15 protein-coding genes are annotated in these 14,666 nt (G+C 61.3%); 9 read left to right on the top strand and 6 right to left on the bottom strand.

What is annotated here, in order from left to right; all coding sequences use genetic code 11:
* Positions 1 to 64: 64 nt before the first annotated feature.
* The gene (locus ACA071_RS18585; RefSeq protein ID WP_497640491.1) at positions 65 to 994 is read left to right on the top strand and encodes a LysR family transcriptional regulator; all 930 of its coding nucleotides are present in this window, start codon (positions 65 to 67) and stop codon (positions 992 to 994) included.
* On the opposite strand, the gene ACA071_RS18580 is transcribed toward ACA071_RS18585, so the two are convergent.
* From ACA071_RS18580 to ACA071_RS18570, 3 genes are all read right to left on the bottom strand, one after another.
* The gene (locus ACA071_RS18580; RefSeq protein WP_497640490.1) at positions 987 to 1,970 is read right to left on the bottom strand and encodes a cyclase family protein; all 984 of its coding nucleotides are present in this window, start codon (positions 1,968 to 1,970) and stop codon (positions 987 to 989) included. The genes ACA071_RS18585 and ACA071_RS18580 overlap by 8 nt on opposite strands.
* Before the next feature lie 61 nt (positions 1,971 to 2,031).
* Complete coding sequence (locus ACA071_RS18575; protein WP_497640489.1) at positions 2,032 to 2,346, bottom strand: NIPSNAP family protein; 315 nt, start codon at positions 2,344 to 2,346, stop codon at positions 2,032 to 2,034.
* A gap of 12 nt (positions 2,347 to 2,358) precedes the next feature.
* Complete coding sequence (locus ACA071_RS18570) at positions 2,359 to 3,525, bottom strand: iron-containing alcohol dehydrogenase (RefSeq protein WP_497640488.1); 1,167 nt, start codon at positions 3,523 to 3,525, stop codon at positions 2,359 to 2,361.
* Between the two features lie 155 nt (positions 3,526 to 3,680).
* On the opposite strand from ACA071_RS18570, the gene ACA071_RS18565 reads away from it, so the two are divergent.
* From ACA071_RS18565 to ACA071_RS18555, 3 genes are all read left to right on the top strand, one after another.
* The gene (locus ACA071_RS18565) at positions 3,681 to 4,463 is read left to right on the top strand and encodes an SDR family oxidoreductase (protein WP_497640486.1); all 783 of its coding nucleotides are present in this window, start codon (positions 3,681 to 3,683) and stop codon (positions 4,461 to 4,463) included.
* A 174-nt stretch (positions 4,464 to 4,637) separates the two neighbouring features.
* The gene (locus ACA071_RS18560; RefSeq protein ID WP_497640485.1) at positions 4,638 to 5,942 is read left to right on the top strand and encodes an MFS transporter; all 1,305 of its coding nucleotides are present in this window, start codon (positions 4,638 to 4,640) and stop codon (positions 5,940 to 5,942) included.
* Positions 5,943 to 5,957: 15 nt separating this feature from the next.
* A complete protein-coding gene (locus tag ACA071_RS18555) occupies positions 5,958 to 7,064 on the top strand; it encodes an NAD(P)/FAD-dependent oxidoreductase (RefSeq protein WP_497640484.1) in 1,107 nt (368 codons plus the stop codon).
* A gap of 133 nt (positions 7,065 to 7,197) precedes the next feature.
* Here ACA071_RS18555 and ACA071_RS18550 read toward each other — a convergent pair whose 3' ends face one another.
* Positions 7,198 to 8,091: a LysR substrate-binding domain-containing protein gene (locus tag ACA071_RS18550; protein WP_497640482.1), complete on the bottom strand. Its 894-nt coding sequence runs from the start codon at positions 8,089 to 8,091 to the stop codon at positions 7,198 to 7,200.
* 120 nt (positions 8,092 to 8,211) lie between these two features.
* Between ACA071_RS18550 and ACA071_RS18545 the strand changes: the two genes are divergently transcribed.
* The 3 genes from ACA071_RS18545 to ACA071_RS18535 are packed head-to-tail and all read left to right on the top strand — an operon-like array spanning position 8,212 to position 10,463.
* Positions 8,212 to 9,228, top strand: coding sequence for an aldo/keto reductase (locus ACA071_RS18545; RefSeq protein ID WP_497640481.1), 1,017 nt, complete (start codon positions 8,212 to 8,214; stop codon positions 9,226 to 9,228).
* Entirely contained in the window at positions 9,225 to 10,022 is a 798-nt protein-coding gene (locus ACA071_RS18540) for an SDR family NAD(P)-dependent oxidoreductase (RefSeq protein ID WP_497640480.1), read from the top strand. The genes ACA071_RS18545 and ACA071_RS18540 overlap by 4 nt, the downstream gene beginning before the upstream one ends.
* Positions 10,023 to 10,052: 30 nt before the next feature.
* Positions 10,053 to 10,463, top strand: a complete 411-nt coding sequence (locus ACA071_RS18535; RefSeq protein ID WP_497640479.1) for an SRPBCC family protein — start codon at positions 10,053 to 10,055, stop codon at positions 10,461 to 10,463.
* Positions 10,464 to 10,601: 138 nt separating this feature from the next.
* Here the strand turns inward: ACA071_RS18535 and ACA071_RS18530 are convergent, their stop codons facing one another.
* On the bottom strand, positions 10,602 to 11,996 hold the full coding sequence (locus ACA071_RS18530) for a sensor histidine kinase (protein WP_497640477.1): 1,395 nt from the start codon (positions 11,994 to 11,996) through the stop codon (positions 10,602 to 10,604).
* Positions 11,974 to 12,657: a response regulator transcription factor gene (locus ACA071_RS18525; RefSeq protein ID WP_149661347.1), complete on the bottom strand. Its 684-nt coding sequence runs from the start codon at positions 12,655 to 12,657 to the stop codon at positions 11,974 to 11,976. Before ACA071_RS18525 ends, ACA071_RS18530 begins: the two co-directional genes overlap by 23 nt.
* A 308-nt stretch (positions 12,658 to 12,965) precedes the next feature.
* On the opposite strand from ACA071_RS18525, the gene ACA071_RS18520 reads away from it, so the two are divergent.
* Positions 12,966 to 13,904, top strand: a complete 939-nt coding sequence (locus ACA071_RS18520; RefSeq protein ID WP_497640476.1) for a hypothetical protein — start codon at positions 12,966 to 12,968, stop codon at positions 13,902 to 13,904.
* Positions 13,905 to 14,125: 221 nt separating this feature from the next.
* On the top strand, positions 14,126 to 14,665 hold the full coding sequence (locus tag ACA071_RS18515) for a hypothetical protein (RefSeq protein ID WP_497640475.1): 540 nt from the start codon (positions 14,126 to 14,128) through the stop codon (positions 14,663 to 14,665).
* The last annotated feature ends 1 nt before the right edge of the window (position 14,666 follow it).

Here is a 14,666-nt window from a genome sequence, read left to right as displayed (position 1 = left end):
CCGCGCCGGTACGTGCCGGCGTGGGCCTAGACGGATTCGTCCCTTGAATCGAGCACCCATCGACATGGTTCCTTCCCTTGCCAGCATCGCTTCACGCTTGCGCCTCAAACAGTTGCGCTTGCTGATTGCCCTCGATGATCGCGGCTCGTTGCACAAGGCGGCCGAGCAGATTTCGATCTCGCAGTCCGGCGCCACCAAAGCCTTGCATGAAGTCGAGTCGTTGCTCGGCATGCCGCTGTTCGAGCGCCAACCCAAAGGCCTGGTGGCCAATGAAATGGGGCGCTGCATGATTCGTTATGCGCGGCTGATCTACAGCGATGTCGAGCACCTGCGCGAGGAAATGCTCAGCATCATGCAAGGGCAGGGCGGGCGGTTGTCGGTGGGGGTGATCATGGGCGCGGTGCCGTTGTTGACCCGGGCCTTGAGCGCGTTACGGCTCAAACAGCCGGAGTTGTCGGTGGAACTGGTGGAAAACACCAGCGCCACGTTGCTCGGTTTGCTCGATCAGGGACGGCTGGATCTGGCGATTTGTCGCACCAGCGTCGGCCAGCGCTCGGACGCCTATGACTGCATCGAACTGAGTGAAGAACCCTTGGCCGTGGTCGCCAGCAAGGACCATCCACTGGCCCGCGCCGAGTCGTTGCAGTTGTCGCAATTGAGCGATTACCGCTGGGTCGTCTACCCCAAGGACATGCCGATGCGCCAAGCCCTGGAGCGCGAGCTCAACGAAGCGGGGCTGGAGATCCCGCGTTATCCGCTGGAAACCTCATCAACCTTCGCCACCATCCTTTTGGTGCAGCAAGACCCGACGCTGTTGGCGGTGATCCCGGTGGAAGTCGCCGAGTTCTGTGAGCAATACGATTTGCTGGTGAAACTGCCGGTGTCGCTGCGCGCGTTGATCGAGCCCTACGGCGTGATCAGCCGGGCCGGCGCCGATTTGTCTCCGGCGGCGACCCTGCTGATCAACGAACTGCAACAGGACCTGATTACTTGATCACAATCGGATTTACCGGTGCGCCGGTGCCGCCGACAATCTTCAGCGGCGCGGCGGTGTAGAGGAATTTCCACTGGCCATCGGCGGCGCAATCGCTGGCCAGCTCATCGAGCAGCGCCACTTCGGTGAAGGTCACGCCGAGGTTGCGCATCAAGGCGTTGTGCAGCGGGATCATTACGCCTGAGGTCGGGTCGACCGCCACTTCGTTGGCCATGGTGTCGGTGACCAGGTTGGGGATTTCCATCTGGTGAAACCACTCCACCAATTCACGGCTGAAGGTCAGGCCCGGCTCGGCGAAATCCTTGTAGAACTCGTCCGGCTCGCGCTCGTAGAACGAGCCGATCCAGCCGGTGCGGATGATCAGGATGTCGCGTTTCTCGATCTCGATGCCCTGGGCTTTCGCCGCCGCCAGCAAGTCCAGATGGGTGAAGGTCTCACCCTTGTCCAGCACCGTTTTGCCGCGATGGCGGGCCATGTCGATCAGCACAGCCCGCCCGACAATCCCGCGCTCGGCAATCGGCAGGATGCTGGCCTTGTCCATGCTGCCGATGGTGCTCATGGCGTCGTAGCCATTCCACAGTTTGTTGTCGTGCCAGACATGGCCCAAGGCGTCGTACTGGGTCGAGCCTTGCAGGTGCATGAAGATCACGTCGTCGGCGTATTCCACATGGCCGTCGAAGTGAGTTTTGCCGGCCAGGAAATGGCCCTTGTCCAACACGTTGACCCGCATCGACGGGCGGCGGCCGGGCCATAGCGGTTCTCCCTTGGGATGGCCGATCTGCACTTGCAGGGTGAAAGTCTTGCCCTGGCGGACCGAGGCGATGCCGCGCAGGATCTCGGTGCTTTGCAGGTAATTCAGGGCGCCGACTTCATCGTCCGGCCCCCATTTTCCCCAGTTGGTGGGCAGGCCTTCGAGGAGTTTTTTAGCGTCGGGAGAACGGTCGGCGGCGGTGTTATTGGTGTTGTGGTCGCACATGAGGGTTGTCCTTGGATTTAACGGCCGTACCCGCCCCCGTAGGAGCGGTGGCGTCTGGGGGTTATTTGATCGGTGAGAAGTCCGCGGCGATCAGCAGTTTCGATTCCATCTTCTCCAGCATCGGGAACGCGATCGGCACGAAGCCTTCGAGCCAGTCCGGGTCCTGATACAGCGCCGCACGCTTGTTGATCCGCTCATCGAGGCTCGGGTAGGCCCAGATATGGATCACCTGGTTCAGCTCGCCGATTTCCGTGTACCACCAACCCACCAGCGTGGCGTAGCGGGAGATCACCGGCAGGCCGTTCTCTTCGAAGTGCTTGAGGTAGGTCTGCATTTTTCCGATCTGAAGGGTGTAGGTGCGCATCTCGTAAAACATGGGGTTCTTCTCTCAGGAATGAGTGCCGTGGAAGGCATTGGTGATGATCCGTTCGATGTCGGCGGCGGTGGTCAGGCGTGGGTTGACCAGCACGTTGCCGCTGCGCATCGAGTCGCTGACCATCTGCGGCATGTAGTCGAGGTCCACGCCCAGGTCTTTGATGTTGGCGGGGATGCCGATGGCTTCATTCAGGGCCATCACGTGCTCCACCACCTTGTGCCCGGCGCGAGTCGGGCTCAGGCCGTCGACGTCTTCGCCCATGGCGATGGCAATCTCGCGAAACAGCTCCGGGCAGGCCGCCAGGTTGTATTCGATGACGTAGGGCAGCAGCGTCGCGTTGGCGATGCCGTGGGGGATGTTGAACACGCCGCCGAAGGTGTGGGAGATCGCATGGACGTTGCCGAGTTTCGACTGGGCGAAGGCGACCCCGGCGAGGAACGAACCGAGCAGCATTTGCTCGCGGGCATGCAGGTCCGAGCCGGTGAAAAACGCCTTGGGCAGGTGTGTGCAAATCATCTTGATCGCTTGCAGCGCCAGGGCCTGGCTGACCGGGTTGGCCTGCTTCGACACGTAGGATTCGATGGCGTGGGTCAAGGCGTCCATGCCCGTAGCGGCGGTGATCGACGGCGGCAATTTGAGGGTCAGTTCAGCGTCGAGAATCGCCAGTTTTGGAAACAGCGCCGGGCTGATGATTACCGTCTTGAACAGGGTTTTGGTGTTGGTGAACACCGTGGACGCTGTGCATTCGCTGCCGGTGCCGGAGGTGGTGGGAATGGCGAAAACCGGCAGCGGCGGGTGCAGCAGTTTGTCGTAGCCTTCGTAGTCGAGGATGTTGCCGGGGTTGGTGGCCATGGCCGCGACACCCTTGGCAGTGTCGATGCTGCTACCGCCACCGACGCCGATCACTGAGTCGCAGTCATGGTTTTTCAGGAAAGCAACGGCGCGCTCCAGCACGTCAGTTGTAGGGTTGGGCTCGACGCCGGAAAACACTTCGTAACTGATCTCGCTTTCAGTCAGCGAAGCGAAGAAGCCTTCCATCACGCCCGACGCCATCAACCCTTCATCGGTGACCACCAGCAGTTTTTTTCGAACGTGAGGCTTGAGCAATGCACCGGCCTGACGCACCAGGCCGTTGCCGCTCTTCAAGGTCGTGGGGAAATAAAACTGGAACGGGTTCATGGGTGTCTCCGGTTTCTTATTGGTCGGGAGACAGTAATAAGCGGCGCGGGCGGCTGATAATGAAAAGGTCTGATCCGGGGATCACTGTTTGTCATCCCCCGAAGCGTCAGGTGGCGGTGGTAACGTGGGGTTTTCCAACTGTCAGGGGCATCGTCATGGATTTGGGAATATCAGGCCGCTGGGCCATCGTCTGCGCCGCCAGCAAAGGGCTGGGACTGGCCTGTGCGCGGGCCTTGGCGAAGGAGGGCGTCAACCTGGTGATCAACGCTCGTGGGGAAGACGCTTTGCAAGTCGCCGCCACTGACTTGCGTGGCCTCGGCGTCGAAGTGCGGACCGTGATCGGCGACATCAGCGAACCCTCGGTGCGCGAACAGGTTCTGGCCGCATGTCCGCAGGTGGACATCCTGGTCAACAACGCCGGCGGCCCGCCCCCCGGTGATTTCCGCGACTGGCAGCGCGAAGATTGGTTGAAGGCGCTGGACGCCAACATGCTCACGCCCATCGAACTGATCAAGGCTTGCGTCGATGGCATGGCCGAGCGTGGCTTCGGGCGTGTCGTCAACATCACTTCAGGCGCGGTGAAGGCACCCATCGACGTGCTGGGTCTGTCCAACGGCGCCCGCAGTGGCTTGACCGGTTTTATCGCCGGGCTCGCGCGCCAGTCGCGGCTGGCCGGGAACAACGTGACCATCAACAACTTGCTGCCCGGCCCGTTCGAAACCGAGCGCTTGCACAAAACCCTGAGTGCTGCCGCCGATGCCAACGGCACCAGCGTTGAAGCCATCAGCGAACAACGGCGCAAACACGTGCCGGCCCAGCGCTTCGGCCAGCCTGATGAATTCGGTGCCTATTGCGCATTCATTTGCAGCGCCCACGCCGGGTTCCTCACCGGGCAAAACCTGCTGCTGGACGGCGGCAGCTACCCGGGAACGTTCTGATCTTTTGGGGGGATGACGTTCGGTGATCCCCCAATCAGATCCCCTCATTATTCACTCGTCGGGCGCGTCATTAGAGTGGGGCCGCTACCTGATGCCCGTCAGACACAAACGGGGTTTGCGTTTGGTTGACGGGCATTGGGTCGCTTGCATCCACAACAATAAAGAGTGCCCCTCATGAACAATCCGAGTGCCGAAACCCTTTCCCTGGCCGCTACCGAACGTCCCACCAGCGTGCGCTGGCGAATCTTCCTGATCATGTTGCTGCTGACCGCGATCAACTACATCGACCGCGCCTCGCTGTCGGTGGCGTTGCCGCTGATTTCCAGCGAATTTCAGATTCCGCCGGCGCTGGAAGGCTTGATGCTCAGCGCGTTTTTCTGGTCCTACGCGTTGATGCAGATTCCCGGCGGCATGCTGCTGGATCGCTTCCAGACCCGCCGTGTGATCGTCATCGCAACCGTCGCCTGGGGCGCATTCCAGGCCTTGGCCGCTGGCGCACACAACTGGATCATCCTGCTCGTCACGCGCATGGGTCTGGGCATCGCCGAATCGCCAATCATGCCGGCCGGCGCCAAGCTCAACGGCGCCTGGCTGACCCCCAACGAACGTGGACGCGGCGCAGTGTTGGTGGACGGCGGCGCGCCGCTGGGCAGCGCGTTTGGCGCGATCATCATTGCCGGGCTGATCGGCTGGTTCGACTCCTGGCGCATTGCGTTTGTGATCGCCGGGATTGGCACCATGCTCGCCGGTGTGCTGGCCTGGAAATACATCCGCAACCACCCCAGTGAACACCCCGGCGTCAACGCTGCGGAACTGGCGCACATCACCGAAGGCAATCGCAAAACCAGTCAACCCGGCGCGGTGACCAGCATTGCCCTCAAAGAACTGCTCAAGGACCGTTCGGTGCTGGCAATGTTCGCCGGTTACTGCTGCATCCTCAGCGTGTTCTACGGCTTGCTGACCTGGATGCCGAGCTACCTGCACCAGACTCACGGTTTGAACATTTCCAGCATGGGCGGCGCGACCTTCCTGATTTTCATGTGCGGCTTCGTCGGCGAACTGGTGGGCGGTTATCTGGGCGATAAATGGAAGTCCAGCGGCGCCTCGCCCAACCTGGTGATGCGCAGCATGTTCAGCGGCTCGGCGCTGGTGGCGGCCCTGTGCATGCTGGCGGTGGCCTATACGACCGAGGCGAGTAGAGCAATTGGCCTACTGTGTGTGGCGATGTTTTTCATCCGTTGGTGCGGCATGTACTGGTGCATTCCGTCGATCCTCGGTGGCACCTCGAAAACCGGCGTGCTGGCCGGCACCATGAATTTCTGCGGCAACATGGCCGGGGTGATCGTGCCGATCCTGATTGGCTTGATCGTGCAGTTCACCGGTTCGTACTTCCTGGTGCTGATCTTCTTTGTGGTCATGGCCATGCTGCTGGCGATTTTCTCCAGCCTGATCGATTATCGGGAACGGGGTCTGGCGTGAATGAGCGGAGGGCAGGTGAGCGTCGATATTGAATGTGTGGTGGTCGGGGCCGGCGTGGTCGGGCTTGCGGTGGCCAGGGCCCTGGCCTTGAGCGGGCGCGAAGTAGTCGTGGTCGAGGCGGGCGAGGGGATTGGCGTGGGCGTCAGCTCGCGCAATTCCGAGGTGATCCACGCAGGGATTTATTACCCGAGTGGCAGCCTCAAGGCGCAGCTGTGTGTCGAGGGCAAGCGGCGGTTGTATACCTTTTGCGATGAGCGCGGGGTGGATTATCAGCGGTTGGGCAAGTTGATTGTGGCGACCGATGACGATCAGCAAACGGCGTTGCAGCGGTTGCTGGAACAGGGTTTACGCAATGGCGTTGATGACTTGCAATGGCTCGATGCCCGGCAGGCGCAGGAGCTTGAACCCGAATTGTCCTGCGTCGCCGCGCTGTGGTCGCCGTCCACCGGCATCGTCGATTCCCATGGGTTGATGCTGGCGTTGCAGGCGGACGCTGAAGGGGCGGGCGCGTCGATTGCGTTTCATACGCCGTTGGTGTCGGCGCGTTGCATTGCGCAGGGTTTCGAACTGCAAATGGGCGGGGCGCAACCGATGACGTTGAGCTGTCGTGAGTTGATCAATTGTGCGGGGTTGTCGGCGCCTGAGGTGGCGAGCCGGATTATTGGCTTGCCCGCTGAGCACGTTCCAGCGGCGCGATTGTGCAAGGGCAGCTACTTCAGTTTCAGTGGTCGGGCGCCGTTTCGGCATCTGGTGTATCCCGCGCCGGAAAGCGCCGGGTTGGGTGTGCACATGACCCTGGATCTTGGCGGTCAGGCGCGGTTTGGGCCGGATGTGGAGTGGGTCGAACACATCGACTACCGCGTCGATCCGCACCGGGCTGATGGGTTCTATCAGGCGATTCGTCGCTACTGGCCGGGATTGCCGGAAAACAGTCTGCAACCGGCCTACAGCGGCATTCGCCCGAAGATCACCGGCCCGACGGAACCGGCCGCTGACTTCGTCATCAGTGGCCCGGCCGGCCATGGTGTGCCGGGATTGGTGAATCTGTTTGGTATTGAATCACCGGGTTTGACCAGTTGCCTGGCGTTGGCAGAGCGGATAGTGAGCCGGACACTGGACTGATCGTTCCCACGCTCTGCGTGGGAATGCCTCAAGGGACGCTCCGCGTTCCAGCTCCGGGAAGGGACGCAGAGCGTCCCGGGCTGCATTCCCACGCGGAGCGTGGGAACGATCATTACGCGGAGCGTGGGAACGATCATGAACCCGGTTCCGTCAGCACCTTCCTGAACGTCTCCACCAACGGCCGCAAATTGATCCGGTGCCACGCTGCCCACAGCGGTCTGGTGTAGCAAATCCACGGCACTTCCCGCAGGACCACGCCTGGCGGTGCATTGCGGCTCAGGCCTTTCTGAATCATGGCGATGCCCAGTCCCGAGGCCACCAGGGCCAATGCCGTGAAGGGGCCGGTGGCCTCCATGCGGATGTCCGGGGTGAAGCCGGCGCGTATGCAGGCGCTGACGAAGTTTTCGCGGCTGGCGAGATTATGGTGATGTTGCACGCCGATCCATTCTTGATTGGCGAGGTCTTCGGGCGTCAATACCGCCTGCTGAGCCAGCGGATGATCTTCAGGCAAGGCCAGCAACATCGGATCATCCAGCACCTGGAAACCCAGCAAATCTGGATCATCGGCGACGGGTGGTTCACTGACCAGGGCGATATCCAGACTACGCTGGCGAAGGCCTTCCAATTGTTCGGCAGAGCTGAGGTTGTACAGCGCAACGTGCACATTCGGCCGCTCCACGCGCAACACGCGCAAGGCGTTCGGCAAAACGCCAGCGTGCATGGCGTTCTCAATGTAGCCGATGCACAACCCGCCTTCTTCGCCACGACCCAGGCGTTTGCCCAGGGATTCCAGACGATTGGCGTGGGTCAACAGCGCGCGGGTTTCCGCGAGAAAGGTCTGGCCGTCACGGGTCAGGCGAATGCGTTGCTGGCTGCGTTCGAACAGGGTCAGGCCCAGGCGTTCTTCGAGCTGGGCGATCTGCCGGCTCAGGGGCGACTGGGAAATATGCAGCCGTTCGGCGGCGCGACCGACGTGTTCTTCTTCGGCGACGGCGACGAAGTAGCGCAATTGGCGGATGTCGATCATGTCAGACCTCTAGGGACTCAAGTGCTGCGCATTATGTCTTGGACGGTCCGATCATCGCAATCTACGATCTGCTCAACGGTCACCCATGAGCTGACCACTGACACTCAAGAGGAATTACCCATGAGCTTGAAAGACAAACTGCCCGGCGCGCTGGGTTTCGGCACCGCCCCATTGGGCAACATGTTCCGCGCCATCCCGGAAGAAGAGGCGATGGCCACCGTGCACGCTGCCTGGGATGCCGGCGTGCGTTACTTCGACACCGCACCGTTTTACGGTTCGGGCCTGTCGGAGATTCGTCTGGGCGCCGCATTAGCCAAATACAAACGCGACGACTATGTGCTCAGCAGCAAAGTCGGCCGGGTCATTCTCGATGAAGTCGAAGACACCGCCGCTCGTGATCTCGGCGAGAAGGCCGGCGTGTTTGAACACGGTCGCCCGAACAAAATCGTCAACGACTACAGCGCCGACGCGACGATGCGTTCGATCGAGGACAGCCTCAAGCGCCTGCAAACAGATCGTCTGGACATCGTCTGGGTCCACGACATCGCCCAGGACTTCTACGGCGATCAATGGCTGGAATACTTCAACCAGGCCCGCACTGGTGCGTTCAAAGTGCTGACCCGTTTGCGCGAAGAAGGCGTGATCAAGGGCTGGGGCCTGGGGGTGAACAAGGTTGAACCGTGCGAGCTGACCCTGGACCTCACCGAAGCCCAGCCGGACGGTTTTCTGCTGGCCGGTCGCTACACGCTGCTGGATCATGATCGTGCCTTGCAACGCTTGATGGAGTCGGCCCTGGCGCAGAACGTCGAGATCGTGGTCGGCGGTCCTTACAGCTCGGGCATTCTGGCCGGTGGTGCGCACTTCGAATATCAGAAGGCGAGCCCGGCGATCATCAGCAAAGTCGAGCAGATCAAGCGGATTGCGGCGGCGCATGGTGTCAGTATCAAAGCGGCGGCGTTGCAGTTTTCCCTGGCTAACCCGGCAGTGGCGGCAGTGATTCCCGGTTCCAGCCGTCCTGATCGCATCGCTGAAGATGTGGCGGCGTTGTCCGAGGTGATTCCTGCGGCGTTCTGGCAGGCACTTCGTGATGCAAAACTGATTTCCGAACGGGCTCCATTGCCAGGAGGTGTGGCATGAAAATCGATCTGACTGGAAAACTCGCCATCGTCAGTGGCAGCACCGCTGGCATTGGCCTGGGCATCAGCAAGGCGTTGGCCGAATCCGGCGCCACGGTGGTGGTGATCGGTCGCGACTCGGCGAAGGTCGAGCAGGCGCTGGCGAGTATTCGGGGCAGCGTGCCGGGCGCGCAATTGCGTGGCCTGACCGCGGACCTCGGCACCGCTGAAGGCGCCGAGCAACTGTTCGCTGCCGAACCGCGAGCGGACATTCTGGTGAACAACCTCGGGATCTTCGATGACGTGGATTTCTTCGATGCGCCGGACAGCGAGTGGACGCGCTTCTATGAGGTCAACGTAATCTCCGGCGTGCGCCTGTCCCGGCACTACACGCCAGAAATGGTCAAGAACGGTTGGGGGCGGGTGATTTTCCTGTCCTCGGAATCCGGGGTGGCGATTCCGGCCGACATGATCAACTATGGCGTGACCAAAAGCGCCAACCTGGCGGTGTCCCATGGCCTGGCCAAACGGCTGGCCGGCACTGGCGTGACGGTCAACGCAATCCTGCCCGGCCCGACCTTCACCGACGGCCTGGAACAGATGCTCAAGGACGCCACCGCCGAGTCCGGCCGCAGCGCCCGGGAAGAAGCCGACGCCTTCGTGCGCAAGGCCCGCCCGAGCTCGATCATCCAGCGCGTGGCCGACGTCGAAGAAGTCGCCAATCTGGTGGCCTACATTGCCTCGCCACTGTCCTCGGCCACTACCGGTGCGGCATTGCGGGTCGATGGCGGCGTTGTTGATAGCATGGCCATCTGAACCTGAATTCATTAAGAGAGACGTTTATTTATGGCAACAGCATCAGCATCTATCGACATCCCGGCCTCGGCCGATGACGTCTGGCAATTGATCGGCGGCTTCGATTCGCTGCCGGATTGGCTGCCGTTCATTGTCAAAAGCGAGCTGAGTGAAGGCGGGCGCGTGCGCAGCCTGCAAACCGCGGATGGCGCGGTGGTGATCGAGCGTCTGCAAACGTTCGACAACGGGGCGAAAACCTACAGCTACTCGATTGAGGAGGCACCGTTCCCGGCCACCGATTACCTGGCAACGCTGCGCGTGGAAGCTCAAGGGCAGGGCGCACGAGTGACCTGGTCTGGTCGGTTTACCGCCAAAGGCGTGACCGATGAAGAAGTGGAAGCGTTGTTTGACGGGATCTACAAGGGTGGTCTTGAAGCGTTGCGGGCCAACTACCCGGCCTGAGGCATTCGACGCTGATCGTTCCCACGCTCTGCGTGGGAATGCCTCAAGGGACGCTCCGCGTTCCAGCTCCAGAAAGGGACGCGGAGCGTCCCGGGCTGCATTCCCACGCGGAGCGTGGGAATGATCAGGTCGGGTGAGTCAGGTCTGAGGAATCAAACTCTGCCGACAATCCAGCGCCAACCGTGCGCCGCCGCTGTCGCTGGTGCCGACGTCCAGGGTAAATCCGTGCAGGCTGACAATCGCCGCGACGATCGACAACCCCAAACCAAACCCACTCTGCTGACTGCCACCCTCCGCCCGATAAAAGCGCTGGAACACGGCTTCCCGCTCAGACGGCGGTATGCCAGGTCCTGAGTCGAGCACTTCGATCCGCGTATGCCCGCCTTGATTGATCCCGCGCAAGATCACCTGGCCACCGGGCGGGGTGAATTTGATCGAGTTGCTGAGCAGATTCGCAATCGCCTCGAACAACAACGCCCGATCGCCATTTAATGTCGGCAAAACCACAGGCAGCTGCAGGTGAAAGACCAGTTCGCCTTCTTCCGCCAATGGCAGGTAAAAGTCATGCAGCTCGCGCAGCAACGGCACCGGATCGAGCTGCACAAACCCCGAACGCCGCTGCCGATCCTCCAGCTCGGAAATTCGCAGTAACCCGCGAAACCGCGCCATCAAGGTGTCTGCCTCGGCCAGCACTGAGTCGAGTTGCACCGCCAGCGGCGAACCGTCTCCAGCCTGTTGCTGAATCCGGTACAGCTGCGCGCGCAGGCGGGTCAGCGGGGTGCGCAGGTCGTGGGCGATGTTGTCGCACACACCTTTGACTTCGTTCATCAGTCGTTCGATGCGTTCGAGCATGGCGTTGACGATGGCGGCGAGCATGTCCAGTTCGTCGCGGCGGTTGGACAGCGGCAGGCGGTGGGTCAGGTCGCCGGCGACGATGGCCTCGGCGCTGGCCTGGATCGCGCGGATGCGCCGCAGTGGACGGCGGCGCAACAGATGCCAACCGGCGATGCCGGGGAGGATGGTCAGGGATACACCCCAGAACAACGCGTGGAGGATGATCTGGGTCACGGCGAACAACGAGCCGTTGTCGCGCACCAACACCAGCCAACGGCCGTCGAGGGTCGGAGTGGCCACGGCGTCGCAGCTGTCGGCGGGCAGGGTCGGGTCGTCGGACTCGGCGCAGTTGTCGAGCATGTGGATGCGGCCGTCCAGCGGCAGGTTCGCCGGGATATCGCGCAGGGCGCCGCTGAGGTAGCGATGCTGGGCGTCGAACAGGCCGTAGGCGTCGATGCCGCGGATGTCGAAAGTCATGCTGGCGGCGAGGGCGTCCACCAGTTGCTCGCCCTGGAAGCGCGAAAACAGGTGCTGACGTTGCATCAGCGAGTGCTTGGCCAGGTTGTCGAGGTAGCCGGAGACCTCGTAATACATGACCCCCATGAGGATCCCGCTCCAGGCCACGAACAGGGAACTGTAGAGCGCCAGCAGTCGGCTGCTGGAAGAGCGCCAGCCTTTAGAGGGGTTCAGCAATGACATACCCCGAGCCTCGCACAGTCCGGATCAACGGGACGTTGCCGGGCGGGTCGATCTTCTTGCGCAAGCGGCCGATGTGCACGTCGATCAGGTTGGTGCCGGGGTCGAAGTGATAGCCCCAGACCTCTTCGAAAATCATCATCCGCGACAGGATCTGCCCGGTGTTGCGCATCAGAAATTCCAGCAGTTTGTATTCGGTGGGCAGCAGTGTCAGCAGTTCGCCGTCGCGGCTGGCCTCGTGGCTGATCAGGTTCAGCTCCAGGTCCGCCACCCGCAGCGTGGTGGCCTGGGTGCTGACGGTGCTCTGCCGGCGCAGCAACACTTCCACCCGCGCCGCCATTTCATCGGTGGCGAAGGGCTTGGTCAGGTAGTCGTCGCCGCCGGCGCGCAAGCCCCGCACGCGCTCGTCGACGTCGGAGAGGGCGCTGATCATCAGAATCGGCGTGGCCACGCCCATGGTCCGCAGCGTGGTGACAATCGCCAAGCCATCGAGCTCCGGCAACATGCGGTCGAGGGTGATCAGGTCGTAGTCACCGCTGACGGCCCGCGCCAGGCCTTCACGGCCATTGTCCACCCAATCCACGTCCAGACCGTGGCTGCTCAATTCAGCCACGATCTCCCGGGCGGTCACGGCGTCGTCTTCGATGGTCAAGATGCGGGTCATAGGGCGGGCCTGCTATTTGGTTCGTTACAGAATGAGGGCATTTTGCCAAGAAATACGCGCGGGTTATTAAATTAACTTTCATGTTGGGTTGGGAACCGGGTGCGCGGCGTTGATTTGCGCAGCAAAGCTCAATGCATAAAACCCGCTGATATTAGCCAGCTCTTGCAAAATGCATGGTCCTCAGATGCGGATTAATTTCAACCTGTTGATATTCAAAGATTTATTTCGAGCTGGCAAATGGCACGGTGCCTGCAATTCCTCTTTTGACGAGTTGTAACACCATCTTTCATGCCTGGAGCTGAACAATAATGAATAGATCTTCTGAGGGTTATTATCCTGCCGCAGATGAATCGAGCACGCTGTCGGGCGTGTCCTGGGGCGCGATTTTCGCCGGGGCTGCTGCAGCCGCGGCGTTGTCGCTGATTCTGGTATTGCTCGGCTTCGGCCTGGGCTTTTCCGCAGTCTCACCGTGGGCCAACGAGGGCGTCAGCGCCAAGGGCCTGGGCATTTCAACGATCATTTGGTTAGCGGTTACGCAGATCGTCGCTTCCGGGCTCGGCGGTTACATTGCCGGTCGCCTGCGGGTGAAGTGGGCCAACATGCATGGAGATGAAGTCTATTTCCGTGACACGGCCCATGGCTTCCTCGCGTGGTGCGTGGCGACCCTAGTGACCGCGACCCTGGTGGTCGGTTCGGTCAGCAGCATCGTCAGTGGTGGTGTGCAAGCCGGGGCGAGTGTCGCCGGTGGCGCTGCAACGGCCATGACTGCAGCTGCCGGCACTGCCGCCGCCAACACCAACAGTGACCAGTACGGTTACTTCGTCGACAGCCTGTTCCGCGATGATCGTCCCGCCGCCGTCAGCGATGACGCCGCCCGTGGCACCGTGACCCGCATCTTTGCGCGCAGCCTGAGCAATAACGGCCTGTCTGCTGAAGACCGGACTTACCTCGCACAAATGGTCGCCCAACGCACCAACCTGACCCAGGCCGATGCGGAGCGTCGTGTCGATGAAGTCTACGCCCGCACCCAGAAAGCCATAGCCGACGCGAAGCTTGCCGCTCAACAAGCGGCCGACACCGCCGCCAAGGTCGCTGCCTGGACCGCATTGTGGATGTTCATCGCGCTGCTGGCCGGTGCGTTCTTCGCCAGCCTTGCCGCAACCTACGGCGGTCGTCGCCGGGATGCCGTGGTGTATCTGGAATCGGATGCCTACGTGACCACCACCACACTGCCCCCAGTTCGCTAACCCAGGAGAATCATCATGCGCTCATTACTGTTGTTTTTTCTCGGCGTGCCCATCCCGATCATCATCCTGATCGCCCTGTTCATGCACTGATATCACTCTGAGGCACATGCCTCTGCCGCTTCTGCCTTTGGTAGAAGCGGCGTTTTGCGTTCTGGGGCACTATGTTTGTGGGAGCAAGCTTTGCTCCTACTTTTTTTTGTGTCGTATCAGGGAGAAAAACGTTGGATAAGAAGGAAATCAAACGGCAACTGGTGGCCATGCTCGACGCCGGGCGGTCCCGCACCGAGACGTTCAAGGCGTTCTCTGGCGGGGCAGTCAAGGACCGGGTGCTGGCTTACTGGATCGGCGCGCACCCGGCCCCGGCGCTCAATCGGCAGCATCGGCGCAAGCTCACGATACTGATTGTGCTCACGGTCACCCAGGCCGTGCTCGGCGCGGTCGCAGGGTTTTTCCTGGGATCGATGATCGGGCCGAAGGCGACGGTGTTTTTCACCTTGTTCGCCGGGCTCATCCCGTTGTGGTTCGCTTATGGCTTCTACAAGAACCTGGCGCAGTTCTACACCGTCTATATCGTCCTTTCCCTCAGTCAGTCGTCGCGCTTGTTCAAAGACTTTGCCGAAGACCCGGTGACCACGCTGATCGGTGCCGGCATCACCCTGGGCATGGTGTATTTCGTCTTGTACCTGAAGATGAAGCTGTTCCCGGACCTGGCTTTTTTCGGTCCGAAAAAAATCAAAGGTCAGTACGTGTTTTCCAACTGAC

It is taken from the genome of Pseudomonas sp. LBUM1646 (assembly GCF_059716165.1).
This window is presented reverse-complemented; position numbering and strand designations above follow the sequence as displayed.

Bases quoted from the DNA above. Each gene is read 5' to 3' on its own strand.
- ACA071_RS18560 (WP_497640485.1), top strand. From the start codon at position 4,638: ATGAACAATCCGAGTGCCGAAACCCTTTCCCTGGCCGCTACCGAACGT.
- ACA071_RS18575 (WP_497640489.1), bottom strand. From the start codon at position 2,346: ATGTTTTACGAGATGCGCACCTACACCCTTCAGATCGGAAAAATGCAG.
- ACA071_RS18565 (WP_497640486.1), top strand. From the start codon at position 3,681: ATGGATTTGGGAATATCAGGCCGCTGGGCCATCGTCTGCGCCGCCAGC.
- ACA071_RS18540 (WP_497640480.1), top strand. From the start codon at position 9,225: ATGAAAATCGATCTGACTGGAAAACTCGCCATCGTCAGTGGCAGCACC.
- ACA071_RS18570 (WP_497640488.1), bottom strand. From the start codon at position 3,525: ATGAACCCGTTCCAGTTTTATTTCCCCACGACCTTGAAGAGCGGCAAC.
- ACA071_RS18525 (WP_149661347.1), bottom strand. From the start codon at position 12,657: ATGACCCGCATCTTGACCATCGAAGACGACGCCGTGACCGCCCGGGAG.
- ACA071_RS18520 (WP_497640476.1), top strand. From the start codon at position 12,966: ATGAATAGATCTTCTGAGGGTTATTATCCTGCCGCAGATGAATCGAGC.
- ACA071_RS18580 (WP_497640490.1), bottom strand. From the start codon at position 1,970: ATGTGCGACCACAACACCAATAACACCGCCGCCGACCGTTCTCCCGAC.
- ACA071_RS18535 (WP_497640479.1), top strand. From the start codon at position 10,053: ATGGCAACAGCATCAGCATCTATCGACATCCCGGCCTCGGCCGATGAC.
- ACA071_RS18545 (WP_497640481.1), top strand. From the start codon at position 8,212: ATGAGCTTGAAAGACAAACTGCCCGGCGCGCTGGGTTTCGGCACCGCC.
- ACA071_RS18530 (WP_497640477.1), bottom strand. From the start codon at position 11,996: ATGTCATTGCTGAACCCCTCTAAAGGCTGGCGCTCTTCCAGCAGCCGA.
- ACA071_RS18550 (WP_497640482.1), bottom strand. From the start codon at position 8,091: ATGATCGACATCCGCCAATTGCGCTACTTCGTCGCCGTCGCCGAAGAA.
- ACA071_RS18585 (WP_497640491.1), top strand. From the start codon at position 65: ATGGTTCCTTCCCTTGCCAGCATCGCTTCACGCTTGCGCCTCAAACAG.